This is a genomic window from Kitasatospora cathayae (genome assembly GCF_027627435.1).
Lineage (GTDB): Bacteria > Actinomycetota > Actinomycetes > Streptomycetales > Streptomycetaceae > Kitasatospora > Kitasatospora cathayae.
In genome coordinates this window covers 89,077-111,916 of record NZ_CP115451.1, presented here as the reverse complement: position 1 = coordinate 111,916, position 22,840 = coordinate 89,077, and the positions used below count along the sequence as shown (strand labels likewise).

The 22,840-nt window shown below is 72.0% G+C and carries 27 protein-coding genes and 1 pseudogene; 5 read left to right on the top strand and 23 right to left on the bottom strand.

All coding sequences use genetic code 11. The features are described from left to right. Nucleotides 1-157: 157 nt before the first annotated feature. From O1G21_RS40415 to O1G21_RS40405, 3 genes are all read right to left on the bottom strand, one after another. Nucleotides 158-583: a hypothetical protein gene (locus tag O1G21_RS40415; protein WP_270150648.1), complete on the bottom strand. Its 426-nt coding sequence runs from the start codon at nt 581-583 to the stop codon at nt 158-160. Nucleotides 584-840: 257 nt separating this feature from the next. Beyond that, a complete protein-coding gene (locus O1G21_RS40410) occupies nt 841-1,434 on the bottom strand; it encodes a VC0807 family protein (protein WP_270150647.1) in 594 nt (197 codons plus the stop codon). A 376-nt stretch (nt 1,435-1,810) separates the two neighbouring features. Then, entirely contained in the window at nt 1,811-2,764 is a 954-nt protein-coding gene (locus O1G21_RS40405; protein WP_270151731.1) for an IS481 family transposase, read from the bottom strand. Nucleotides 2,765-2,874: 110 nt separating this feature from the next. Here O1G21_RS40405 and O1G21_RS40400 point away from each other — a divergent pair. Next, a pseudogene (locus O1G21_RS40400) lies at nt 2,875-4,075 on the top strand (IS110 family RNA-guided transposase); the annotation flags it as partial. A gap of 12 nt (nt 4,076-4,087) precedes the next feature. On the opposite strand, the gene O1G21_RS40395 reads toward O1G21_RS40400, so the two are convergent. From O1G21_RS40395 to O1G21_RS40345, 11 genes are all read right to left on the bottom strand, one after another. Then, complete coding sequence (locus O1G21_RS40395; RefSeq protein ID WP_270151729.1) at nt 4,088-4,507, bottom strand: hypothetical protein; 420 nt, start codon at nt 4,505-4,507, stop codon at nt 4,088-4,090. A gap of 4 nt (nt 4,508-4,511) precedes the next feature. Then, complete coding sequence (locus O1G21_RS40390; RefSeq protein ID WP_270151727.1) at nt 4,512-4,742, bottom strand: hypothetical protein; 231 nt, start codon at nt 4,740-4,742, stop codon at nt 4,512-4,514. A gap of 338 nt (nt 4,743-5,080) precedes the next feature. Next, the gene (locus O1G21_RS40385) at nt 5,081-5,512 is read right to left on the bottom strand and encodes a protease inhibitor I42 family protein (RefSeq protein WP_270151725.1); all 432 of its coding nucleotides are present in this window, start codon (nt 5,510-5,512) and stop codon (nt 5,081-5,083) included. A 41-nt stretch (nt 5,513-5,553) separates the two neighbouring features. Then, nucleotides 5,554-5,943 carry a hypothetical protein gene (locus O1G21_RS40380; protein ID WP_270151723.1) on the bottom strand — a complete coding sequence of 130 codons (390 nt, stop codon included), beginning with the start codon at nt 5,941-5,943 and terminating at the stop codon, nt 5,554-5,556. 8 nt (nt 5,944-5,951) lie between these two features. Then, nucleotides 5,952-6,683 carry a cysteine peptidase family C39 domain-containing protein gene (locus O1G21_RS40375; RefSeq protein ID WP_270151722.1) on the bottom strand — a complete coding sequence of 244 codons (732 nt, stop codon included), beginning with the start codon at nt 6,681-6,683 and terminating at the stop codon, nt 5,952-5,954. Beyond that, entirely contained in the window at nt 6,680-7,531 is an 852-nt protein-coding gene (locus O1G21_RS40370) for a hypothetical protein (RefSeq protein ID WP_270151720.1), read from the bottom strand. Before O1G21_RS40370 ends, O1G21_RS40375 begins: the two co-directional genes overlap by 4 nt. Before the next feature lie 2 nt (nt 7,532-7,533). Next, the gene (locus O1G21_RS40365; protein ID WP_270151718.1) at nt 7,534-7,848 is read right to left on the bottom strand and encodes a WXG100 family type VII secretion target; all 315 of its coding nucleotides are present in this window, start codon (nt 7,846-7,848) and stop codon (nt 7,534-7,536) included. A gap of 541 nt (nt 7,849-8,389) precedes the next feature. Then, nucleotides 8,390-10,747, bottom strand: coding sequence for a DEAD/DEAH box helicase (locus O1G21_RS40360; protein ID WP_270151716.1), 2,358 nt, complete (start codon nt 10,745-10,747; stop codon nt 8,390-8,392). A 123-nt stretch (nt 10,748-10,870) separates the two neighbouring features. Then, nucleotides 10,871-11,578: a helix-turn-helix domain containing protein gene (locus O1G21_RS40355; protein WP_270151714.1), complete on the bottom strand. Its 708-nt coding sequence runs from the start codon at nt 11,576-11,578 to the stop codon at nt 10,871-10,873. Further along, entirely contained in the window at nt 11,575-13,782 is a 2,208-nt protein-coding gene (locus tag O1G21_RS40350) for a hypothetical protein (RefSeq protein WP_270151713.1), read from the bottom strand. The genes O1G21_RS40355 and O1G21_RS40350 overlap by 4 nt, the downstream gene beginning before the upstream one ends. A 5-nt stretch (nt 13,783-13,787) precedes the next feature. Further along, entirely contained in the window at nt 13,788-14,411 is a 624-nt protein-coding gene (locus O1G21_RS40345; protein ID WP_270151711.1) for a DNA-binding protein, read from the bottom strand. Between the two features lie 190 nt (nt 14,412-14,601). Between O1G21_RS40345 and O1G21_RS40340 the strand changes: the two genes are divergently transcribed. Beyond that, on the top strand, nt 14,602-14,754 hold the full coding sequence (locus O1G21_RS40340) for a hypothetical protein (RefSeq protein ID WP_270151709.1): 153 nt from the start codon (nt 14,602-14,604) through the stop codon (nt 14,752-14,754). 4 nt (nt 14,755-14,758) lie between these two features. Continuing rightward, the gene (locus tag O1G21_RS40335) at nt 14,759-14,989 is read left to right on the top strand and encodes a hypothetical protein (RefSeq protein ID WP_270151707.1); all 231 of its coding nucleotides are present in this window, start codon (nt 14,759-14,761) and stop codon (nt 14,987-14,989) included. 282 nt (nt 14,990-15,271) lie between these two features. Here the strand turns inward: O1G21_RS40335 and O1G21_RS40330 are convergent, their stop codons facing one another. From O1G21_RS40330 to O1G21_RS40305, 6 genes are all read right to left on the bottom strand, one after another. Beyond that, nucleotides 15,272-16,000, bottom strand: coding sequence for a hypothetical protein (locus O1G21_RS40330; protein ID WP_270151705.1), 729 nt, complete (start codon nt 15,998-16,000; stop codon nt 15,272-15,274). 165 nt (nt 16,001-16,165) lie between these two features. Beyond that, nucleotides 16,166-16,654, bottom strand: coding sequence for a hypothetical protein (locus tag O1G21_RS40325; protein ID WP_270151704.1), 489 nt, complete (start codon nt 16,652-16,654; stop codon nt 16,166-16,168). A 102-nt stretch (nt 16,655-16,756) separates the two neighbouring features. Continuing rightward, a complete protein-coding gene (locus tag O1G21_RS40320; RefSeq protein WP_270151703.1) occupies nt 16,757-16,921 on the bottom strand; it encodes a hypothetical protein in 165 nt (54 codons plus the stop codon). A 63-nt stretch (nt 16,922-16,984) separates the two neighbouring features. Continuing rightward, nucleotides 16,985-17,731, bottom strand: a complete 747-nt coding sequence (locus tag O1G21_RS40315) for a hypothetical protein (protein ID WP_270151701.1) — start codon at nt 17,729-17,731, stop codon at nt 16,985-16,987. A 5-nt stretch (nt 17,732-17,736) separates the two neighbouring features. Further along, nucleotides 17,737-18,297, bottom strand: coding sequence for an RNA polymerase sigma factor (locus tag O1G21_RS40310; protein WP_270151699.1), 561 nt, complete (start codon nt 18,295-18,297; stop codon nt 17,737-17,739). After that, complete coding sequence (locus O1G21_RS40305) at nt 18,294-18,434, bottom strand: hypothetical protein (RefSeq protein WP_270151697.1); 141 nt, start codon at nt 18,432-18,434, stop codon at nt 18,294-18,296. The genes O1G21_RS40310 and O1G21_RS40305 overlap by 4 nt, the downstream gene beginning before the upstream one ends. Nucleotides 18,435-18,679: 245 nt before the next feature. On the opposite strand from O1G21_RS40305, the gene O1G21_RS40300 reads away from it, so the two are divergent. Further along, nucleotides 18,680-19,513, top strand: coding sequence for a hypothetical protein (locus O1G21_RS40300; RefSeq protein ID WP_270151696.1), 834 nt, complete (start codon nt 18,680-18,682; stop codon nt 19,511-19,513). 63 nt (nt 19,514-19,576) lie between these two features. Here O1G21_RS40300 and O1G21_RS40295 read toward each other — a convergent pair whose 3' ends face one another. The 3 genes from O1G21_RS40295 to O1G21_RS40285 form a co-directional block, all read right to left on the bottom strand. Further along, nucleotides 19,577-20,320, bottom strand: a complete 744-nt coding sequence (locus O1G21_RS40295) for a hypothetical protein (protein ID WP_270151694.1) — start codon at nt 20,318-20,320, stop codon at nt 19,577-19,579. Continuing rightward, the gene (locus tag O1G21_RS40290) at nt 20,317-20,955 is read right to left on the bottom strand and encodes a hypothetical protein (protein WP_270151693.1); all 639 of its coding nucleotides are present in this window, start codon (nt 20,953-20,955) and stop codon (nt 20,317-20,319) included. The genes O1G21_RS40295 and O1G21_RS40290 overlap by 4 nt, the downstream gene beginning before the upstream one ends. A gap of 69 nt (nt 20,956-21,024) precedes the next feature. After that, the gene (locus O1G21_RS40285; protein ID WP_270151692.1) at nt 21,025-21,186 is read right to left on the bottom strand and encodes a hypothetical protein; all 162 of its coding nucleotides are present in this window, start codon (nt 21,184-21,186) and stop codon (nt 21,025-21,027) included. 424 nt (nt 21,187-21,610) lie between these two features. Between O1G21_RS40285 and O1G21_RS40280 the strand changes: the two genes are divergently transcribed. After that, nucleotides 21,611-22,636, top strand: coding sequence for a hypothetical protein (locus O1G21_RS40280; RefSeq protein WP_270151690.1), 1,026 nt, complete (start codon nt 21,611-21,613; stop codon nt 22,634-22,636). The last annotated feature ends 204 nt before the right edge of the window (nt 22,637-22,840 follow it).

Below are 22,840 nucleotides of genomic sequence, written 5' to 3'. Positions count from 1 at the left end.
AGCGGGAGAACGGAACGGCGCTGGTCTGGGACAGGGCGGCTGAGTCGCGCACGGGCTCGCCCGGGCCGTCGAGGGCGGGCGCTGGGTAGAACCTCCGCCCCGCCCGCGTGGTGCCGTGCGGGTGGGGCGGAGGTGGTCAACTGCCTTTCAGGCAGGCTCAGTACATGGAGCTGCAGCCGGCGTAGTTGCCCGACACCGCGTGGGTGGCCAGGTAGACATCCATCTCGCTGACACAGACGTACTTGTAGTCGCCGCCGGTGTTGTCGTTGACCCAACCGCCAGCGGCGTAACCGCCGTTGGTGACGGTGTAGGTCTGGCCGGTCGGGCCGGCCTGGAAGTCGTAGAGCTGGGCCGTGCAGGTGACCGCCACGCCGGTCGGGGTGTCGGCGCCCACCACGGCCTGGGCCTCGCGGACCGGGCTCCAGTTGGTGTTCAGCCACCCGTGGCAGTAGTTCAGGTTCGGGACGCCGTAGACATTCTGCCCGGTGGGCGGGGTGACGTCGGCACTGGCGCTCGACACGCCGAGCAGGCCGAGCGAGCAGGCGGCGGCGAGCACAGCGGCACGCTTGACGGTGCGGTTCATGGTTTCCCCCAAAGAGTTGAGTTGCGTACAGGTCTGTACGACAGCGGAGATAACAGTCAGCTGAAGGGCGCGCTCCTTCAGCTGCGATGCCGATGGTGAGGTGTGGTGCGTTGCTCGAAGGCGCTCGGTGCTGGCCCCCCGAACTCGTCGGTTCCGTTCCCCGCGCCTTCACTCAGATAGACGTGCATCCCCCGCAGGGGTTGCAGGTGGGCTCGAAGAAATTTCCGCGATCGCCGGGGTCTGCTCAAACTGCGTGGTCAGGACGGTACTTCGGCGGCGGTGGCATCGGCCAGCGCCTCGAAGACCGCCCGGACGGCGGGGCGGGCGGCCTCCCGCCGCCGTACCGCGTAGATGCGCCGGGTGAGGGCGGGCTCGAGGGGGGAGGGCCACGACGCCGGGCGGGAGGCGGTCATCGGGGTTTCCTCCTCGATGGGCCGATGGTCAGGGCGTGGAGGGAGGGCGGTGGTGAGGAAGTCGGTGGTGGAGGTTGCGGTGGTGCGGGTGGCCAGTGCGGCGGCGAGCCGGTCGGTCGGCTGCAGGTAGGCGAAGGCGAGCTGAGCGAACGCGTTCAGCAGGCTCGCGACACCCCAGACGGCCGTGAGCACCCGCAGACTGTGCCGGAAGCCGGCGCCCTCGCCCCAGCGCCCCTCCCACGCCCGCAGGCCGTCCTCACCCGCCTTGACCAGGACGAACGAGCGGAAGATCACCATCAGCGCAGGCCGCCCGTAGAGCACCGAGGCCAGCAGCCAGACCCCGATCAGGCCGCCGAGCATCCCCGTCCACGCCTCGCGGACCAGCAGTGCGCGCGGGTCGCCGGTGAGCGCGGAGAGCACCAGCCCGAGAGCGATCATGCTCCGTAGAGGGGGTCGAGGTCGCTGGAGGACCAGATGAGGACGGTTCGCTCGGCGAGCAGGTTGGTGAGGTAGTCCAGGACAGTCAACACCGTTCGCACGATCGCTCGTTGGTGTTGGTGGTGCGAGCCCGTCCCGCGGTGACCTCTTCGAAGTCGCGAGCCATCCGAGCTCCCGAGAAGACCGAGGCCCGTGGGGCGAGCTGGTGCCACGAACGGCTAGTGAGGTGGCGGACCGACCGGTGGTCGAGTCCTGGGATTAGGTCGCTGCGTGGCCCGCATGTGCTCGTGACCAGCGCAAACATCCGTGCCCCTGGGGAGGGAACAACTTGATCTACTGCGGCATCGACTGGGCCGAACGAACGCACGACGTCGCCCTAGTTGTTCTGACTCGTGAGGTTGGGGACGCGGCTGGCGGGTGGCTTGCCTGCGAGTGCTGTGTGTCCGCGGTGGTGATTGTAGGTGTGGAGCCAGGCGGGGTAGGCGTCGCGGCGTTCCTGTTCGGTGCGGTAGGGCCTGGCGTAGGCCCATTCGTCGAGCAGGGTGCGGTTGAAGCGTTCGACCTTGCCGTTGGTCTGGGGCCGGTAGGGCCGGGTTCGCTTGTGCGTGATGCCTTCGGCCGCGAGGGCATCGCGCCAGGTCCGGGAGCGGTAGCAGGAGCCGTTGTCGGTCAGCACGCGCTGGACGGTGATCCCGGCCCGGGCGAAGAACTCGCTTGCCCGGGCCCAGAAGGCGGTGGCGGTCTCCTTGCGCTCGTCGGGCAGGATCTCGCTGTAGGCCAGGCGGGAGTGGTCGTCCACGGCGTTGTGGAGGTAGCTGTAGCCCGCGCCGGAACGGGTCTTGCGGCCGGCCTCACGGCCCAGGACCTTGTGGCCGCCGCCGTCGGGGATGTTGCCGAGCTTCTTGATGTCGACGTGGACCAACTCGCCCGGTGCGGCGCGTTCGTAGCGCCGCACCGGGCGGGCGGTCGCGCGGTCCAGATGGGCCAGGCGGGCGAGCCGGTAGCGGGTCAGCACGCGGTGCACGGTCGCTGGGTTGAGCCGCAGCAGGTAGGCGATGCGGGCCGGGCCCCAGCGGCGCAGGACGCGGACCTTGATGATCCGCCGCTCGGTGCGCGACGGGGTCCGCCGGGGGCTGCGGTGCGGGCGGCTGGAGAGGTCGCTCATACCGGCCTCGCCCAGCGCCCGGTAGCGGTCCGCCCAGCGCTTGGCCGTGGTGGGTGAGACCTGGAAGCGCTCGGCGGCCCGCCGCAACGGCCAGCCGTCGTCGACCACGCAGCGGGCCAGGCGCAGGCGTCCGGTCTCGGTCAGCGGTGCGTTACGGTGTGGCATGAGGGCCTTTCTGGCTGAGGTGCAGATGTCGCAATCCACACCGAGCCAGAAGGCCCTCACTCATTTCAAGATCACCACGCCGTGAGCCCTGTCACCAACCTCCGTGATCAGTACACCTAGTCGACGACACAGGCCAGCTCCTCGCCAAGCGGCACATCACCGACGACGCAGCCGGCTACAAGCTGCTGCTGGACCTGCTCGCCGAGTACGGAGACACCGAGGACAACCCGATCCCGGTCGCGATCGAGACCTCGCGCGGCCTGCTGGTTACGGTGCTGCGGACCGGGCGGCGGCAGGTCTTTGCGATCAACCCGATGGCCGCTGCCCGCTACCGCGACCGGCATGCAGTCTCCCGCAAGAAATCCGACCCCGGCGACGCCCTGGTCCTAGCGAACATCCTGCGCACCGACATGCACGCCCACCGATCCCTGCCCAACGACAGCGACCTGGCCCGCGCCATCACCGTCCTCGCCCGGGCCCAGCAGGACGCAATCTGGAACCGGCAGCAGGTCGCCAACCAACTCCGCTCGCTGCTGCGCGAGTACTACCCCGCTGCCCTGGAGGCGTTCGCCAAGTGGGAGAACGGCCTGTGCCGGCCGGAAGCCCGCGAGTTGCTCAAACTCGCCCCCACCCCCCGCCAGGCCGCTCGCCTGACCCGCCCCCAGATCATCGCAGCGCTCAAGCGGGCCGGCCGCAAGCGCAGTATCGAACCGGAGGTGGAGCGACTACGCGAGGCCTTCCGCACCGAGTGGGCTCACCAGCCCGCCCTGGTCGAGGACGCGCTCGGCAAGCAGATGCTCGCCCTCCTAGGCCAGCTGGAAGCCGCGTCGAAGGCCGCCGACGGCCTCGCCCAAGCGGTTGAGGAATCGTTTCCCCAGCACCCGGACGCCGAGATCATCCTCAGCTTCCCTGGCCTGGGTGTTCAGCTCGGCGCCCGGGTGCTCGCCGAGCTCGGCGACGACCGGCAGCGGTTCGCCGACGCCCGCGGCCTCAAGGCCTACGCCGGCGCATCCCCCGTCACCCGGGCCTCCGGCAAGAAGTCCAGCATCACCCGAAGGTGGGTCAAGAACTACCGGCTCAACCACGCCGGCTACCTCTGGGCCTTCTCCGCCATCACCGCCTCCCCCGGCGCCAAGGCCCACTACCGACGCCGCCGCGACGACCACGGAGACTGGCACGCCGCCGCCCAACGCAACCCTGTTCAACCGGATGCTCGGCCAGCTCTACCACTGCCTCAAGAACCGCCGGCTGTTCGACGAACAGGCCGCCTTCCCGATCTCGGGCGAGACGGTGGGTTCGGCGGCCGCATAGTCCTGAAAACGATTACGCCGTCGGCGGTCTCACCCAAGGAGCCAGGCGCTCCCCGGATGTCAGGTTCTCGCGCCAGTACCGGAAGACGGTTCCCTGCACGATGTCGAGCTGTCCGGCCGCGATCAGGCCGCGGGCCGGGTCAGGCCCACCCGCATCAGCCTCGAAGGCGGCCAACACGGCGGGCGTCTCACCGACCTGCCCGGTAACGAGCCGGACCTCGTCTGGTGTCGGCGCACGGAACACCGGATCGTGGAAGGTGGCCGGGCACACGACGAACACCGGGTCGCCGAAGACCAGCTCCAGCCCGTGGTGATAGGTCAGGTCATGGCCAGCGCCCAGACGCAACTGGCCGACGTCCCAGGCAACGACGTCCCAGTCCCACCACGACCCTTCGGGGAGTCGAATCACCGTCCACCCCGCCATCTGCATCACGCCGTCAATCAGGGATCACCAGGCCGTACTCGCGCAGCCGCGGAAGGCAGACCTCCAGACATGCCTCCACGGACACCGCGTCCGTGCGCACCAGAAGATCGTCTCGAAATGGGGCCCCGCTCGCGACGAAGGTCCAGGGCTTCGTCCCGTCCCGCATACGCTCGGCATCAGTCTTGAACAGGACCGTCACGCCTTGCTCAGCCAAGGACTCCATCACTCGTGTCACGTCAACCACGGGGCCACCCCACTTGGAATCGAATAGGCCGAAGGCTACACCGGCCGGTACGAGGCATCGGCTTGACCGCTTGGCACCGTGAGGTGTCTACGGTGGCAGCTGCGGTGCCATCTGCGGTGGTGCCCACGGTGGCGTCTGCGGTGGTACCTACGTGCGACCGGAACGGCGACGGAAGCGGCCGGCCTGCTTGCCGGAGTGTCGGCCACCGCCGCAGCGGCCCCGGTGCAAATCCTCGTAGCCCCGGACCCGCTGCTCGGGCCGGGACGACCGGAGCGGGCACGGTGGTGCCGGTGCGGATTTCGGCCCCGGGCCGTGGTAGCGGGCGCGCCGCAGGCGGCTCAGTGAACGTCGATGGTGAACTGGCGCTTGGTCTGCTGCGGGCCGCCGGAGAAGGTCATCCCGAGCTCGTCGCGGTAGGCGACGTGCAGGGTGATGGTGGTGCTGCCGGGGTTCTGGGCGCGGAAGGTGAAGTAGTAGTGGCCGCCGGTGCCGAGGTTTCCGGTTCCGCCGAGGACGGGCATGTCCTTGATGCCGAAGTTGTCGACGTACTCGTCGCCGGTGGCCTGCACGGTGGCCGGGTCGGGGGCTGGGGTGGCCATGGTCCAGTTGTCGCCCGCCTCCCGGTAGGCGAACACCTCGATCGAGAACAACTCCCCAGGTTTGACGGTGAGTTTTCCGGAGGTCTGGGTGAACACCGTACCGTGGTCGAGTTTGCCGGTGGTCATCTTGTGGACGGCCACCGCGCCCACGGTGGCTGCGACAGCCAGCACCGCGGCTACCGTCAGCAGGACTCGGCGCCACCGCCGCCGCTTCATGAGTTCGCCTCTCGGTGGGTGACGCGCAGCGCCAGCACGGCGGCGACCGCATCCAGCCAGCGGGCGACCAGCTGGTCCCCCATCGGGTTCTGCACGACCACGGCGGCCGCCGTCAGCCAGCCGCGCGCCACGTCGGCTGCCGGGCCGGGCAGCGGCTCGGGCAGCTCGGCCGCGAATCGGGTGCCACCGGAGCGGACCACCTCGCCGAGGAAGACCAGGGCGCGCGGCAGCACGCCGAGCCGGTCAACCATGATCGCGGCGGCCACCGCGCCGTCAGCGAACAGGGTGGAGCGGTGCGGTCCCGGGTTCGGTAGGCCGAAGCGCAGCAGGATCTCGACGTCCAGCTGGGCCAGCTGGCTGTCGCTCTGGGGTTGGGGGGTGCTCAATCCAGGCCTCACTTGGGCATTCGCACGCTTCGGACTTCGGGGTGCCTGTCGTCGGACGCGCCTTGCATGTGGTTGTTGATGAAGTCGCTCTCGCTGACCCAGACGGTGTAGCCCCAGGGGTTGTAGATCTCCAGCTGGTCGCCCCGGTGCCCGATGATCATCATCTGGTGGCCGTGGGGGTCGAACAAGGTTCCGCCGTGGACGGACAGCGGGACTGGCTTGCCCTCGTCGATCTTCTGCTCGATCTCGGCCAGCGCGTTCTGGCGCTTGTCGCGGCTGTCGAGGTCCACGGTGTGGTAGTCCGCGCCGGTGTGCTTGGCGATCTCGTCGTCGGCGACGTCCTGGGACTCCCAGTCCCACATGCCGCCCTTCCACAGGTGCATGACGGAGCGGGTGTCGTAGACCCGGTTGGTCTCCTTCTCCCATCGCTCCTTCGAAGCCGGGCCGTTGTCGTACGCCGGGTCGTCCGGGTGACCGCCGGTGGTGAGCTGGAAGGCGAACAGCGGGTCGACCATCGCCCGGGCGGTCACCGTCGACGCCGCCACGCAGGTATCGTGCATGCCCTGGTCCCAGCCGACCCCCTTGTAGCCGGTCCCCGCCGTCTGGGACGAGACCGCCTCGAGCTGCACCGGGGCGATCCGCTCGGTGAGCCAGCGGGGGTCGTCGCCGTGCGCGTGGATCTGGTCGTCGAAAGCCTTGATCTCGTCGTAGCTGTGCCCGGCGGCCAGCGCCTTCATCAAGTAGGCGCGCTCCTCGCCGACTTGCTGCCGGCCAGCAACTGGTCGAAACGGGCCCGGTCGGCGTCGCTCATCTTGTCCATGAACTGGCCCGCCCGCGTCACATCGTTGGCCGTGAGGATGCCACCGTTGCCCTGGTTGCCGTCGAGGGCGGCATCGGCGATGACCAGCTTGTCCTCCGCGCCGAGCCCCTTGTTCTTGAACTTGCCCGCCAGGGCCTTGTCCGCCAGCGCGTTCAGCTCGCGCGAAGCGGCGCGGCCCGCGTTCTCCGCCTTCACCGCGGCGTCGTAGATCGACTTGATGCCTTCCTTCGCCTTCGCGTGGGCGCGGTGCATCTTGTCGTCGTCCCAGTGAAACGGGTCCGGCGCACCCGAGACGGTGATGTCATGCAGCAGATTCAGCGCCTCACTCAGCGGCGCGGCTCCCTGCCCGTGCAGGGTCTGCGCCTCGCTCAGCGCAGCGGCAAGTGCCTTGAGCTGGTCCCGGCCCTTGCCCAGCATGTCCCGGCAGCGCCCCAGGTCGTCGGCGGAGGCCTTGACCACCTCGGCCGCCTTCTCACCGACCTGCCCGGTCCAGGCATCGGGCAGATGCTGCGAGCTGACCTGCGCCACCTTCATCTGGATCTGGTCCACCTGGCTGCTCGCCGTGTTGTAGGCGGCGGCCAGTTCGCCGAGCTTGCCGGAGTCGCCCTTGGGAGCGGGCAGCTGCAGGGCGTCGTGCACGGCGTCCTTCAAGTCGCCCGCGCCCCACATGCCGTGGGACTCGTCGATGGTCTTCTTCAGCCTCTCGGCCCGCTGCCGCTGGCTGCCGCCCTTGTCGTCACCGAGCGGGTGTGCGTCGTGATCCGGCACGGTCAGGCCCCCTGCTGGTACTGCTGCTGGACACCGTGGTCCGCCTGGGCGTAGTTGGCCGCGGTGGTGTGCACCTTGCCGCCGAGGTCCGACAGTGCGTCGACGTTCACCTGCAGCTCGTCCTGCCACGCCGACCAGAAGGCCTTCGCCGCGTCACCCGCGTAGTCACCGAAAACGGCAGGGTCGGACATGTTCAACTTGCCCAGGGTCTCCTTGACGCCACTCACGTCCCCGCTCGCCGAGACCAGCTTGTCGCCCGCGTCCCCGAGCTTCTCCGGGTGGGCACCGAACCCCGCCCCGACACCATCACTACCCATGGTCCCCCCATAATCCCCATACACGGCCCGTAGACCGCCTGACAGCATAACGTCAACCCTGCTGGTCAGCTGTCGAGTGCTTGCAGGAAGCTGTCGGCCGGTGGGCCACACCGAACGGCCCACCGCCAGCGCCAGCACCCTCACCAGGCGGTCCGGCAGGTGGTGGCCGGCGGCCTGGCCGCCCTCGTCCGAGACCGGCGCAGCGGGCAAGGTGGTGGTCATCGGTGGCTTGCCGCCAGAAGTGGGCCGGTGCGTGCGTGACCTGCACGATGTCCGGCTTGGTAGGCGAGGTTGTCGAGGGGGTCGGTGCGGTGGTCTCCGAGCATCGGCAGGGGGCCGGTCATGGCGAGGGGTTGCTTCCGACGGGGTGGCGGTTCGACGGCGGCCGCCGTCTGGTAGTGGCGGCCGCGGGGTAGTCAGTGCCTCCACGGCTCCGGGGCCGGCGTGCAAGGCGACTTACGGTTTGTGTTGCGAGGAGGACGCTGCGGCACGAGGACCAGAGAACGGGGGCGCGGGCCAGGCGGCGGAGCTCCGGGCCCGGTCAGCCGGCGACGGTCTCGGCGTGCCGGTGGAGCGCGTCCAGGAGCGCGGTCTGCTGCTCGGTCAGCTTGCCCTCGGTGCGGGCCTTGTCCTGCTTGCGCAGCCAGGTGCCGGGCCGGAACGCCGGGTCCGCTTCGCCGCCGGTGCGGTTGGCCGGGCCGTCCAGGGTGCCCCCGGCGGCAAGGTAGGCGAGCAGGCGGCGGTACGACCTGTTCCAGTCCGGCTCCAGGCGCCACAGCTCGTCCAGTGCGTCGAGCTTGGCGACCTGGTCCTTGGTCAGGTTCTCGGCCTTACGCTGGCGGCGCATCCACGCCCCCACCGCGTAGTCGTCGAGCTTCGCGGTCGCCGGGATCGCGAGGTGGCCATGCTGGTGGTGGAAGGCGGTGGCGTAGGCGTGGCCGCGTTCCCAGGCGTTGGCGTTCTTCGACCAGATCATGCCGAGCGCGTCCAGCTCGGACACCCGGGCGGCGTCGAGCAGGCCCTGGCCGTTCAGATGGCGCTGGCGGGTGAGCCAGGAAATCAGCTCGGCGTGCTTCGCCTTGTCGGTGGGGTCGAGGTGGCCGTGCTCGATGTGGAACCTGGCGGCGACGGCGTGCATCCGCTGCCACTCGACCGCCCGCGGGTTGAACGCCCGCAGCTTCACGGTCTGCAGAATCTGCGCCGCGTGGTGCCGGGCATTGATCTTCAGCCACTCGATCGGCGACTCGATGGGGGCCGGCTGCTGTTCGCCCTCTCCCCCGGCCTCGGCGGCCTCGCCCTCGGCCGGCTTGGCCGCGGTGGTGTGCTGGGCCTGGGAGCGGCTGGCGCGCAGCTCGGTGATCCGGCCGACCACCCGGGCGTCGTGCGCCGCCAGCGCCCGCAGGACCCGCCAGATCGTCCGGAACGAGCTGGCCTCGATCTCCGCGTCGGCCTCCGCCTTCACTGCCTCGCCCGCGTCGTGGACCTCGGCCGGGTCTGCTGCCGCCGTGTCGTCGCCGACCTCCGGCGTCGGCAAGTAGACGGGGATGATGACCCAGGACACCTTGCCCTGCCGGTAGGACTGGCGCAGCGCCCTCCCGACGGCCTGGACGATGTCGATGACGCTCGACTTGGGATCGGCGAAGCAGATGGCGTCCACGGCGGCGACGTCGATGCCCTCGGTCAGGAGTCGGGAGTTGCAGAGGATTCCGCACTCCTCGCCGTCCTCGCCGGTGTGGGCCTTGAAGTCCGCGAACGCGGCCCGGCGGTCCTTGAGCCGGTCGGTGCCGGCCACTGCCTTCGCCCAGATTCGCTCCGGGCGCTCCGTGTCCTCCAGCAGCTCCGAGGCGCCCAGCAGGGTGCTCGCAAACTCCCGCGCCGCCGACACCCGGGAGTGGAACGTGATGACGCGGCGCAGGCCGAGGTCGGCGACCGCGCGCAACACCGCGATCTGCAGGGCCAGGCGCAGCAGTTCCTCGTTGCTGCGCTGGGAGCGCAGGTCCGCGACGGCGGGGAGGTTGAGCAGCTCGCGCAGGTCCTCGTCCGTCACTACTGGCACGAGCACCCGGTAGTCGGCGAGGTAGCCGTGCTCGATTCCCTGTCCGAGGGTCCAGGTGAACACGGTCTTGCCGTAGATCGTCTCGTCGTCCATGGAGCACAGCACCGGGAGGTCCTGGCCGTCAGCGTCTGCGGTGAGGTCGGCCAGGCCGTCCTTCGCGCGCCGGTCGTCGGCGATCCGCGGGGTGGCGGTGAAGTACAGCCGGCGCGCGGCGGGGACCTTGGCGTCGTCGTGGATCGCGGCCCAGGCCTTGCCGTCCGAACCGGCCGTGCGGTGTGCCTCATCGACGACGACCAGGTCCCACTGGGCCAGGCCCCAGGCCTGGTGTGCCTCGACGATCCGCTCCAGCGAGGCGTAGGTGGCGTACACGGTGACCGGCTCGCTGGCCTTCTCCTTGGCGACCAGGTCGGCGATCCGGGCGGCCTGGGTGGTCACCTGGGCGTGGACGCGGCCGCCGGCCTCCGCGCTCTCCAGCGCCTCCTCCCGCGAACAGGCCGCGACGGCCAGCCCGCGGCGACCGCCCCGCAGCGACCAGGCCTCGGCGGTCTGCTCCAGCAGCTCGATCGTCGGCACCAGCACCAGCACCCGCCCCCGAGCCGCCAGCCGCCGGGCGCAGCCGGCCGCGATCAGGGTCTTGCCAGAGCCGGTCGCGGCCACCACGGTGGCGCGGCCGCCGTCCTTCACCTCGCGCACCGCGGCCGCGACGGCGTCCTTCTGGAACCAGTGCAGCGGCAGCGGGTTCACGGCGGTGCCGGACGGCTGCACCGGGAGCGGCGGTACGGCCTGGGCGCGGAACGCGGCTGACACGTCCTGCTCGGCGGTGACGGCTGTGGTGGTGTCCACGGCGGTGCTTCTCCTTCGGATGCTGAGACGGCGGGACCTGGGCGGGCGGTGCTGTGGGAGGGTCTGGGCGGGCGGCCTCTCCCCGGGGCCAGGTCATGGATGGGGAGAGGCCGACCGGACTGTCTACTGCTGGCTGGGTGGCACCCAGCCCCGGACTTCCAGGTAGGCGATGTCGGCGTCCTCGACCGCGCGGCCGGTCTCCACCAGCCATGCCCGCATCGCCTCGGTGACGTCGCCGTGGTGGTCGGCGACCCGCCGGGACCACTCGGCGGCGTCGAACCCGCCCGTGGACGCGGAGCCGTAGGTGCGCTCCTCGGTGCCGTCCGCGCGCGGGATGAAGCCGCGGCGCAGGCCCGGGGAGTCCTCGGTGGAGCCGGCCGACATCGTGTACTGGTTGGCCTTCATCCGGACGGTGAAGGCGAGGCGGCCACCGGCCTGTCCGGTCTCGTGCACCACTGGGGCGAGGTGGGCGGCGCCGGACTTGATGGCCTGCTTCCCGGCCCGGCCGGCCATGGAGCCGCCCGCCTCGCCGACGACGTCCTTGCCCCGGACCCTCGCCTTCTGCCCGGTCTTCGTGCGGCGCCGCTCCACGTTCTCCTGGGCGACGGCGCCGAGCGCCTCGGTGTCGCGCTCTCCGCCGCGCACCGCGCGGACTACCTGGCGCAGCGCGCCGACGAACGCGGCGCCCTTGCCCTTGGTGAAGAACTGGCTGACCAAGGAGGCGTCGCGGCCGAGCATCTTGGCGACCTGCCGCTTGCTGTAGCCCTGGTCGATGAGCTGCTGGGTGAGGCGGGCGGCTTCGTTCGGGTTGTTCGGGTCGGCCGGGCTCACTGGTCAGTTCCCTTCGCGGCGAGTTCGGCGCGGCCCAGGCCGCGCAGCTTGAGGTACTGCTCCTGGCTGGTCGGGTGCTCGACCGGGCCGGTCAGGTGGCCCTTGAGGAGGTAGTCGCCGGGCTCGCCCCGGTAGGGCCAGGGCTGGCGCTCGGTCAGGGCGATGCCGTCCGTGCCGAAGTACACGACCGTGCCAGGCTTCGCGTGCAGGGCACCGGCGTAGCCGATGACCTCCTTGCCCTGCCGGTACTTCATGTCCAGCAACGCCGCCCGCGCCCCCGACCACACATAGGCCGCCCACTCCGGGTGCGCGTACGGGTCGCGGGAGAAGCCGGCCTGCCGCTGCCAGGTCACCACCTCGCCGTCCTGGCCGAGGATCTCCACCCCGGCCGGGAGCGCCTCGCCGACCGGGGTGGTGCCGGAGACCAGGCGCGGGCGCTGCGCGAACCCGCCCAGGCCGAACAGCAGCACCGAACGGACAGCGCGGGAGGCGAGGTAGGCGGCGGTGCGCTGCCGCTCGTCTCCGTGCAGCTTCGACAGGTTGGTCAGGTCCGCCCAGGCCGACTTGAGGCGCTTGCCCCACTCGTCGAGCGGCTTGCCGTCCTCGAAGAGCAGGCCGCCGAGGATCTCGACCTTCCACGGGGCGAGGTGGTTGGACAGCGCCAGGTGGACCTCGGCGCCGCCCGCCCAGGTGGTGAACGTGGCGCCGGGCTCGGACGGGTAGACCCAGGCGCGGTCACCGGTCACGGGGGCGGGGAGCAGGCCGACGTGGTTCCACCCCTGCGGGACGGTGACGCGCACGTTCCAGTGCGAGCAGGACATCAGCGCCTTGGTCTGCTCCTGCTCGGTCATCGCGGCGAACGCGGCGGCGGTGATGCGGCGCGGGGTGCCGACCGGGGACTTCCACAGGTGCTTGGCGTAGGCGAAGGTGCGGTCGTACTCCACCAGGGCGGGCAGCTGCTCCGGGACGCGCGGGGGCAGGATCAGCTCGGTGCGGCCCTGCCCGCCGGTCGCGTGCAGCAGGCCGCGCAGCTCCTCGGACAGGACCGGATAGCCGCCCGCCCACTTGCCGGTGGTGGGGATGGTGCGCGACCACAGGTCCCGGCCGGTCTGACTCGGGGAGCCCATGAGGACCGCCTCGTCCCAGTGGCGGCGCAGCGCCTGCCACAGCAGCGTGAACGCCTGGCGACAGGTGACGACGTCGGCGCCGTCCGGGTCGAACCACTCCCCCATGGAGCGGATCTCGGTGGTGCCGCTGTCGGGCGCGGCGGCGGGGGCGTAGCGGCCGACCGGCTGGCGCTGGTGGACGAAGTGCCCGGCCAGCTTGTCGCGGCCGGAGCCGACGGCGGTGGTCCACCGGTCGCTGGGGGTGTTCAGCCAGGCCGCGACGGCGTCCTTGAGCGTGCTGTAGCGCTCGGCGCCGTCGTGCCACGGGGCGCCGGCGGTGATGTAGACCCGCTCGGTGCCGGGCGCGGCGTGCAGGACGGCGTCCAGGATCTCCCCGGGAGTGCGGGCGCCGAGGTCGACCCGGACCGTCTGGTCGCGCACGGCCAGCACACCGGTCGCCACGTCCAGGAACACCGTCGAGCGGGCCTGCTGGACGAAGTTCGGACGCTTGGAGACCAGACCGGTCGTCACGGCCTCGAACCGACCGCCCGCCGGGCCCTCGGGAAGGGTGGGCAACTCACGCGGCCCGGACTCAACCACCGGGGCAGCGACCGGAGCGACCGAGACGTCCGACTCGACCAGCAAAGCCGTGGCGGGGGCGGGTTGCTCGGCGACGGCCTGGTCCTCGACCTCGGTCGGCGCCTCGACGGCTGGGGCCGGCTGCTCGAGTACGGGAGCCGGGCGGGCCAGCACCGGGGCGACCGCGACGGCGGGCTCGGCGACCGGCTCGGCCTCCGGGACCGGGGCGGGCGCGGCGGCGGCCTGGTCGTCGGCCTTGGCGGCGCGGACGGCGGCCGGGGTCGGGTCCAGCAGCGGGGCGATCCGCACGACGTCGCCGACCGACAGACCCGAGGCCTTCGCAACCGCTGCGGCCTGGGCGCCCTCGTACCCCGCCAGCCCGGCCACCCGGCGCGCACGCTGGGCGGTCAGCTTGTCCAGCTCCTTCTGCGCGGCCGCGACCGCCTTCTCGGCGGCAGTGATCTCGGCGCGCAGCTCGCGCAGACCGGCGAGCTCGGCGGTGTACGACTTCCGGTCCATCAGGCTTACTCCCCCTCGTCGGTGGTGGTGTCGGTGGTCGGGTTGGTGGTGACGTAGGCGATCGGTCCGCCGGACACGGACGCCAGGCGGGTGCCGAGCAGCAGGCCCGCCAGGCGGGCGTCTTCCGGGTCGGCCGGGTCGGCGGCGTTGGCGGGGGCGGTGAGGTCGGTCAGGTAGCCGGCCAGGCGCGCCTTCGGGAAGCGGAACCGGCCGGTGGTGCCGACCGTGCCGTCGGACTCCCATTCGGTGAGGCCGGTCAGCACCGCGACCACGAACCCGGCGACCGTCACCGGCAGTACCCCGCCGGCCGCGACGCGGGCCGGGTCGCACCGCCACCAGCCGGACAGCGCGGCCAGCAGCTGCGCCTGGTCCAGCGCGGCACCGAAGCCGATCCAGTCGCGGTCCGGCTCGTCCACCCGGGACGGGGCGTCCGAGCGCAGCACCGCGACCTCGGCCGTACCGAGCACGGTCAGGTCGGCGGCAGGCCGGGCCTGGAGCGCCTGGAGCGCGGCCAGCGGGAACACCTGCCGGCCGACGTCGCGCACGCCCGGGACCACGCCGGTGGCCATCAGCTTCTTCACCGTCGGGATCGAGCACCCCAGCGCCGTCCCGGCTTGACCGGTCGTCACGAACACACCCAGACCTCCACGCCTATTCACCTAACTTGAAACGCTAGGGCGACTCTACGCCTCCCCTCCGACACTGTCCACGCCTTTTTAGTAAGTCGTACAAGCATGCCCGGAGGTGTGGTCCGCCCTCCGCTGTCGGCGCCGGGTGAGGCTGCGGTCGGCTACCAACCCCGGAAAGAGGCTGAAGAAGATGACTCCTCGCCAGCCGAAGGCCAACGACGGCGGCAACAACCGCGACGGCCGCGCGCGCTTCGGGCTGGGGGCCGTTCCAGTGAGCCTCGACCGCCAGCTGTCCCGTCCGGGACGGCGCGCGCCGACCGTACGGGTGTGCGACCTACGATGAGCCGGTGACCGAAGCTGATTTCCCCGCTGACCTGCTCGAACTCCAGCGCCGCTGGTACACCGCCGAGGCCGACTGGGCCGCCGATCCGACCGAGGAGAAGCGGACCGCGTTCGCCGCGGTCGGCGCCGAGCTGTACGCCCACCCGCACTGGGCCACGGTAGGGAACCGGCACGAAGCCGAGATGAAGCTCAAGCAGGCCGCCCGCCCGGACACCGTCGCTGATCCGACGCCCTGATTCGCGGGGAGACGCAGCCCGGCCGGGCCCGGGAACGGCGGGGGGTACGTTCCACGGGCCCGGCCGGTGGGAGGCAAGCAGCGCCGAGCCGCGGCGCGGCTGCTCTGGCCGGCGGCCCGGTGGTGCTGTGGTGGGGCCGCCGTGCCGGGAATGCTAGACCCGCCGATCAGCCGATGGCCAGGGCTTTGACCTGCAGACTTTCGGCCGCGAACATGCCATCCGAGAACGGCCCCAGCGGACGACCGCCGGGCCCGAACGGGGTCCGCGCCCCGCGCGTGGCGCCTACAGGGCGTCGTTGTCTGCCGCGCCTTCCGGCTCGGACCGGAGGCTGTCCGGGTCCATGGCGGCGATCCTGCGGGCCAGGTCCATCGCGAGGTCCAACACGTTCTGCGCCTCCCCGTCCGTCTCGGCGCCAGCATCGCGCAGCATGCCGACCGCGCGGGCGAGTGCCTCCGAGAACCGCAGGCTCCGCAGTGGCCAGTCCGGCAGGGTAGCTGCCATGTGCTGGGCGATCGCCTCGGGGCCCGGATCGCCGTGGCCGCTGAGCAGGAGATCGTGGGCCAGTCGCTGGTCCGCCCGGCTGGGGGTCCACAGGTCGGCGAGTTCGTCTCGGATCTCGGCGACCGTGTCACCCACCGCGGTCCCAGGGGTGAATCCGGACGTGACGATGATCTGCTTCAGCAGCGCGCGACTGGCTTCCACGGCGTCGCCGAGACCCGACCATCGGGGAACCCAGTCCGTGCCGCACCGGATGCAGATCAGGGTGAGCTCGTCACCCCATCGCCCCTGCGCGATGTGACCCGTCGTCCACGCGCACCGGTCGCACGCCAGCGGGAGGACAACCTCCGAGACGAAGTAGTCCCCGTCAGGGGTCGAGTAGTCGGCGACCATGCCTTCGGGCAACGGGGCCACCCAGTCCACCGTCCGGACCCTGATCTCGCCGGCGATTCTGAGCTGCCACAGATGTCCGGTGGTGGCACCTGGAGGAAGTGCGTACTCGATCGCCGACATGCGGGGCCTTCCTGCCTCGATTCCGATGGCTCTGGGATACCACGGCTGGCGTCCCCCGCGGGACGGGAATGGCGCATCCCCGGTGTCGCACCGGCTGCCGTCGCCCCCAGGGCCAGGGTCTGGATCTCCTCGCAGATTTAGCCGGCCGGAGCGCGGGACCTGGTGTCAGAACCGGATCTCGAACCGCGGGGCCAAGGCGTGCCGCAGGCCCTCGATGTAGCCGGGGCCCCACCGGCGGAAGCTGTCCAAGTCGTGCTCCTCGCTGGCGTCCTCGGGCGGCGAGTTGTCGACACGCAGCTGCCGCCAGCACGTCGACACCGGGTCGGCCTGGTCCTCCGGGTCGTGTCCGGCGGTACGGAGCATCTCCTCCCACCGCGGGGCAATGTCGTAGTCGGTGCCGCCGCGACGGTCGAGCAAGTCCTCGACCTGGCCCCGGGTGACGGCGGCCGGGCCCTGCCCGGTCGAGAGCAGGTACAGGGCGAGGGCGAGCGCGGCAGCGCCGTCGGCGAGGATCGGCCCGTCGACCGTCATGGTCCAGCCCCGCAGGTGCGGGGCGAGCAGGTCGAGGGCGCGGTCCCAGGCCGGCTGCCAGCCGGACGGGCCGGCCTCCGCCTCGTTGCGCCGGTCCAGGAGGACGTCCAGCAGTAGCGTCATGCCGCCATCGTGACGGACGCTCACCATCCGGCGCCAGGAGCAGGCGGGCAGCACCCGGCCCCGGCCACCGCACGGGGTGGCCGGGGCCGGAGACGGGGCCGGTCAGCGGGACCGGCGGACCAGGACCTTGAGAACCTCCCGGGCGTCACGGCGCCGGGCGTCGCTGCGGGCGACGACGGCGGTCACCGCGGCGACGGTCACGGCCACGGCGTACCAGACGGCGCTGGCCGCAGTGATGAGGGCGGTGTGCTGGAGGACGGTGGACAACGCGGTGCTCCCAACAGGGGTGATGGACGGCGGCCCGGCGCCCGGGAGCGCCAGGGCAGCCGGCTACGGGCAGACCAGGTCGTGCAGCTGCTCGGCGAGGGTCTCCGTCGGCAGGACGAAAGGGCCGAGATGCTCCTCGCTGACGGTGCGCAGGTGGTCGACGGTGTGGCGCAGGGCCGGGCCCGGCCGGTGGAGCGCTTCGGTGTCGGCCGGCAGGTGCTGGCTGTGCCAGGGGGTGTTGAAGAGGTAGGCGTCGACCGGGGGCAGGCTGGGCGGCGGGGGCAGCTCGTTGTGGGGGATGTCCGGGAGGGGCCGGTCCATGAGGGCCGCGGTCTGGTGGTACCAGTGCTCGGCGTCGCGCAGCTCGCCGAGCGCGGCGTGGTGGAGGTACAGGCAGTAGGCGGCGGTGCTGTCCCCGGAGCCGGCCGCGAACTGGAACCAGAACTGGCCGTCGCGCGGGTGCCCGCTGAGGTACAGCAGCGCGGCGAAGACCAAACCGCCCTGCGGGTCGATGTCGCGGGAGTTCACGAGGCGCTGGAGCAGCTCGGGGGCGCCGCTCTCGTTGATGACGCAGGTGGTGAGGGTGCGCAGGTCGCGCTCGGCGTGCTGCTGGAAGGTCAGTCCGTCCGCGTCGACGGCGTGCTCCGGCTGCGCCGCGCCGGCGGCGTCGGTGTCGGCTTCCGCTCGGTCGGCCTGCTTGAGCGCGGCGATCCGGGCGGCGACCCGGCGGCGCCCGGCGGCCGGGTCGTAGCCGGTGAAGCGGGCGAAGGGGGCGGCGGCGGCCGCCAGATGGTCGAGTTCGGTGGTCACCGGTCTCACTCCTCGTCGGATTCGGAGGCGGCGAGCAGGGTGTGCTTGCGGAGCCTGGTGCGGGCCTGGTGGATGAGCGCGCGGACCGTTGGCGGGCTGATGCCCATCACGTCAGCGGTCTGGGCCGTGGTGTAGCCGAGGAACTGCTTGAGCAGGAGAGCGTCGTACTGGCGCTCGGGCAGGCGGCTGATCGCGTCGTAGACCCCGAGCCCGTCCTCTAAGGCTTCGAAGACGGGCCGGGTGGCGCGGCTGGCAGCGGCCATGAAGACGGCCTTCTCGACCAGTCGCAGCACCTCGCCTCGCTGGCGGCGCTCGTGCTCGACCGCGAAGCGCAGCGCCCCCCAGGCGTAGTTGGTGGGGTTGGGCCGCTGGAGTACGCGTTCCCAGTCGGCGCCGAGGTGGGCGAGGACCTCCTCGACCAGGTCCTGGATCTGCTCGGGCTCGCACAGCGAGAGCTGGGCGCGGGCGTAGTCCAGGTAGCGCTGGTGGTAGAGCTCGAAGAAGGCCTCGAACTCTATCGGCAGCTGCAGGTCGTGGCCGTCCTCGCCCTGGTCGTCGTGGTTCACGCGGCGACCGCCGGATCCGGCACGCCGCTGCGCCGCGAGAACGCCTGCGGGCGCTCGGTGGCCGGCTCGGCCCGGCCGGGCAAAGCGGCCGGGGCTTGCCTGAGGCAGGAGGCCAGGGTGCGGGGGACGATGTTCACGTTCAGCGCCTTTCGTACTCGGAAACTGTCGGGCCGTGGGGGCGGCGTGCCGGCATGTGACAGCTTTCCGGTTCCGGACGAGAACGTTTAGCCAAGGCGGGCAGAAAGTTTCGGAGAGTGTCAATCCGCCTACCGAGTGACACCAAAGGGGCTGATGGGACTTCAGTGAAACCGGCGCGTCCGGCCCGGTGCCCGGCTAGCGTGCGCCCTGCGCCGCGGACCGTCTGCGGCAAGGAGGGGGCAGCATGTCGGTGCTGACGGTCATGAGCCAGAACGTCCAGTACGGTGCGGGCGACGGCCGGTGGACGGGCCTGGTCGAGGTGGTGCGCGAGGTCGGCCCGCAGCTGCTGCTGCTCCAGGAGGTCGACTGGCTCACCGACCCGGAGCAGGCGAAGGCCGCCGGCGAGGCGCTCGGCATGGAGCTGTACGTCGCGCCGTCACGCAACCGGCCGGTCGCCGTCGCCTGGGACCCCGCCCACCTCCAGGTCGAGGACATCGAGACCCGGTACACCTCCGAACTGCACCACGGCTACGCCGCCGCCCGGATCGCCCCCTGGGGCATCGCCGCCGGCCTGCCCGCCCCGCTCGTCGCCGTCAGCGCCCACCTGATCCCCTACTCCGCGCAGCAGGCCGCCGTCGAGGCGCAGATCCTCTCCGCCCGGGTCTACCGCCACGGCGGGATCGGCCTCATCGGCGGCGACATCAACCACCCCACCGCCACCGACCCGGAGATCGACTGGACCCGGGTGAAGCCCTACAACCGGGCCTCCCGCTGCCAGCGGCGCGAGCACCCCGGCGACCCGTGGGTCAGCAACCGCATCGTCGGCCAGACACTGCGCGACGCCGACCTCACCGACGTCGCCGCCCACCTCGCCGACCAACACAACGACCCCGCGCTGCGCCGGGCGACCGGCAAACACGGCGGGCTTCGAGTCGACCAGTTCCACGCCACCCCGGCGCTCACCCCGGCGATCGTGGACTACCGCACGGTCGAGCACGACTACGCCGACCATCTCGGCGTGGTGGGTGTCTTCGACCTGGCGCTCGTCGACGGCTCCCGGCTCCACGACTTCACCTGACACGCCATCGGCTGGCTCCGCCCGGGGCGCACCGAGTGGTCGCGGCGGGCCGGGCGCCTGCGGCTACGCCAGAGCGGCGACCGACGCGACGGCGTCGCCCGCTCCGGGCAGCCGTTCCACCAGCGCGGGTGCCGCTGCGCTCACGCCGCCGTGCTCGTCCGGCAGGAGAAGACGCACCTCGCGGGGCCGGGCGGCGCGGCCCCGGCCGACGCAGCGGACGTCGACCTGGCGGCCGGTAAGCTGCCCCCAGCCGTCGCCGAGGCCGGACCACACCGCGTTCCCGGCGGTCAGGCGCAGTTCGGCGGTACCCGGCCACGGGTCGAGGGCCAGCAGGGTGGCGCCCGTGGTTCGCAGGCGCTGCTCGAGGCGGGCGAGCTGACGCGGCACGGGCCGGCTCGTAGGACGCAGGATGATCGTCTCGCAGGCATCGGCGAGGACCGAGGCCGTCTCGGCCCAGTGGTCGCCGGGCGCGTCGGCCAGCAGGGTGCGCTCCCAGGGCAGGCCATAGGCCCGGGCGGCGGCGAGGCCGGCATCGGGCCAGCCGATGATCGCGGTCCAAAGCGTGTCCGATGCGGCGGCCGGTCCCGCCGCCGTCGCGAGCAGCAGGGCGTGGTCCAGGACCTCGACGACCACGCCCTTGGGCAGGCGGCCGTGCGGCAGGAGCGGCTCCAGGGCGGGCAGGACCGGCCGGGTCGAGGCCTCGATGCGGGCGCGGCGGGCCTGCGGGCTGGTCTCCTCCAGCATGGCCGCCAGCCGCTCGCCGGGTGTTGCCGACAGGTCCGGGACGGCGGCGATCCGGGCGCTCACCGCTTCTCCTCGGGGGCAAAGGCCTGTGCCGCTGCCTCGGGCAGGCCGGACACTGCGGCGGCTGCCGCCGGTCCATCGGTGGCGACCGGGCGCACCGTGGCCGGGTCGGCAACCAGCCAGGCGACCTGGCGGTCCTCACCCCAGCGCACGCAAGCGATCCACGGGAGGTTGGGCGCCGGGCGGCGCTGCTCGGTGACCACGCCGGAGCACCACCGGCTGTCGGTGCGGATCCAGGCCAGGCGCCAGCAGCGTCCGGAGTCGTCCACGGCGGGCGTGCCGGTCATCTCCCGCGGCACCACGACTGCGTCCTTCAAGGGGGTGGGGCCGGTGGGTTCGGGCAGCGGGCGGATCGTCTTCTCGTCGAACAGCAGCCAGGCCCAGGTCTCCTCGCCCGGTCCCGGCCCGTCAGGGCCCCAGCGGACATGGACGACCCAGGTGGTGCTGCCGGGCGGACGTCGCCACACGGTCAGCAGCGCGGTCCGCCACCGGCCACCGAGGCGGATTTCCACCAACCGCCAGCGCCGGACATCGTGATGCAGGCCGGGCAGGGTCATCAGCTCACGCGGCGCCCGCTCGGCATCGCCGGGCACCGGTGCGCGGTGCGCGGGACGGGAAAACGGTGCGGCTTCGGTCACGACCTCATTATTCGAGTGTTTGTTCGAGTGATCAAACGTCAGCCACTCCGGTCGCTCGCAGAGCCGCCCTCACTCCGGCAGCCTTCCTATCTGCACCGATACGGTCCCGTGCAGGACGCGGCCCGCCCGCTGCTCCTCTTCGAGCCGCCGGGTGAACACGTCGAGACGCTCCGCGGGACCCAACTCGATCAGACCGGGCGGCCAGGTGTCCGGCGGCACCATGATCACCACGGCCCTCGATTGCTGCCAGCCAGCCCGGCGACGCCTCGACGCGTGTGTCCGGCTCCCACATCTGGCGCCCGCCGACCAGCACCAGGCGCCTCACACGGCCGCCGCCGACCTCGACGACTCCGCTCGTGTCCGCAGGCTCCCCCGCCGCTAGCGTGAAGCCGCTGCCGACCGCCGCATCCACCAGGTCCGGATACAGGTCCGCCCCGACCTCCACAATCAGCTCCGCGAACGGTGGCCCCTGCGCCACCTCGCGCACCGCCAGCGCCCACACCATCGGCGCCCTGGCCCGGCCATTGCCCGCCTCGTCGTCCACACCCGCTTCAACGAACCACCGACGACAACCTCTCTGGCCCCCCGTGATCGGTGGAACATGGCCCCCGCACTCCGGCGGGCCCGCAGGCCGGGCCCGCCGTAGATTCCAGTTGTGGCCAGTACGCCGCCCGACTTCGACGCAATCGCCGACATCCTCTACGTCCTCGCTCCGCCCGACTTCACCGCGACCCGCAACGAGAACGCCGACCAGCTCAAGAAGACCGACCCGCAGCTCGCCAAACGGATCCGCGCCCTGCGCCGCCCCACCCTGGCCGCGTGGGCCGCCAACGTCCTCTCCCACCGGCACCCCGACCTGGTGCGGCAGCTCCTGGACCTTGGACAGGCACTACGGGACGCCCAGGAGCACCTCGACGGCGAGCAGCTGCGAGCGCTCGCCGGCCAGCGCCGCCAGGTGGTACGGGCGCTGACCGGGCAGGCACAGCGGGACGCCGCAACGGCCGGCCATCCGCTCGGCGCCGACGCGATCGCGGATCTGGACCGGACGCTGTCGGCCGCGCTCGCCGACCCGGACGCGGCCCTGGCGCTGGCCGGTGGCCGGCTGACCACCACGCTGGAGCCGCCGCCGTGGCCGGGGGCCACAGGGGGCGAGCCGGGACCACCCGCCCGGCCGCGCGAGCCCGACGCCCGGGTCGACATCGAAGCCGGTACAGGCGCGGGTTCGCCGGCGGTCCGCAGACGCCCGGCAGCGGGACGGCCCACGTCACCTCACACGCGGGCACCGCGGGAGCGGTCCGCGGAGATCGAGGATGGGCGGCAGCACCGGCAGGATCAGGAGCTGGTCCAGGCCCGGGAGGCAGCGGCCGCCGCGAAGCAGTCCGAGCGGGAGAGCGCCGAGCGCGTCGGCGACGCCGATCAGGCGCTGCGCGGCGCCCGGTCCGCCCTTCGGCGGGCACAGGACGAAGCCGAACAGGCCCACAACGTGCTCGCCCGAGCCCAGGAACGCGACGACCGCGCCCGGGGCGCCCTCTCGCGGGCCGACGAGCTGGTGCGCGCCGCCGAGGACGCCGTCCACGCAGCCCGCCGCCAGGCCGCCCAGGAGCGTGAGACCGCGCGAGAGGCCGCCGACCGGCTCCGGCAACTGGAGGACCACGGCCACCAAGGCGGCCGAGCCGGCTGATGCGCCCAGTCCGTCGCCGGGGCTCAGGGTTTGGGCGTGCTGCGACTGGTGAGGCGTCTGGCAGGGCGCCGTCGCCTCGCCTCCGAGCGGGGCCCAGCAGGGCGGCGGCGCCCGTCGGCCCAACACCACGTGCGCATGGCGGGCCGCCCGGTGACGCTGGCCATGACCCGTCCCTTGTACAGGCCGACGGGCACAGCGCCGCGA

Coding starts and splice junctions, on each gene's coding strand:
- O1G21_RS40415 (WP_270150648.1), bottom strand. CDS start 583: ATGAACCGCACCGTCAAGCGTGCCGCTGTGCTCGCCGCCGCCTGCTCG.
- O1G21_RS40410 (WP_270150647.1), bottom strand. CDS start 1,434: ATGATCGCTCTCGGGCTGGTGCTCTCCGCGCTCACCGGCGACCCGCGC.
- O1G21_RS40405 (WP_270151731.1), bottom strand. CDS start 2,764: ATGCCACACCGTAACGCACCGCTGACCGAGACCGGACGCCTGCGCCTG.
- O1G21_RS40365 (WP_270151718.1), bottom strand. CDS start 7,848: ATGGGTAGTGATGGTGTCGGGGCGGGGTTCGGTGCCCACCCGGAGAAG.
- O1G21_RS40350 (WP_270151713.1), bottom strand. CDS start 13,782: ATGGACCGGAAGTCGTACACCGCCGAGCTCGCCGGTCTGCGCGAGCTG.
- O1G21_RS40340 (WP_270151709.1), top strand. CDS start 14,602: ATGACTCCTCGCCAGCCGAAGGCCAACGACGGCGGCAACAACCGCGAC.
- O1G21_RS40330 (WP_270151705.1), bottom strand. CDS start 16,000: ATGTCGGCGATCGAGTACGCACTTCCTCCAGGTGCCACCACCGGACAT.
- O1G21_RS40325 (WP_270151704.1), bottom strand. CDS start 16,654: ATGACGCTACTGCTGGACGTCCTCCTGGACCGGCGCAACGAGGCGGAG.
- O1G21_RS40300 (WP_270151696.1), top strand. CDS start 18,680: ATGTCGGTGCTGACGGTCATGAGCCAGAACGTCCAGTACGGTGCGGGC.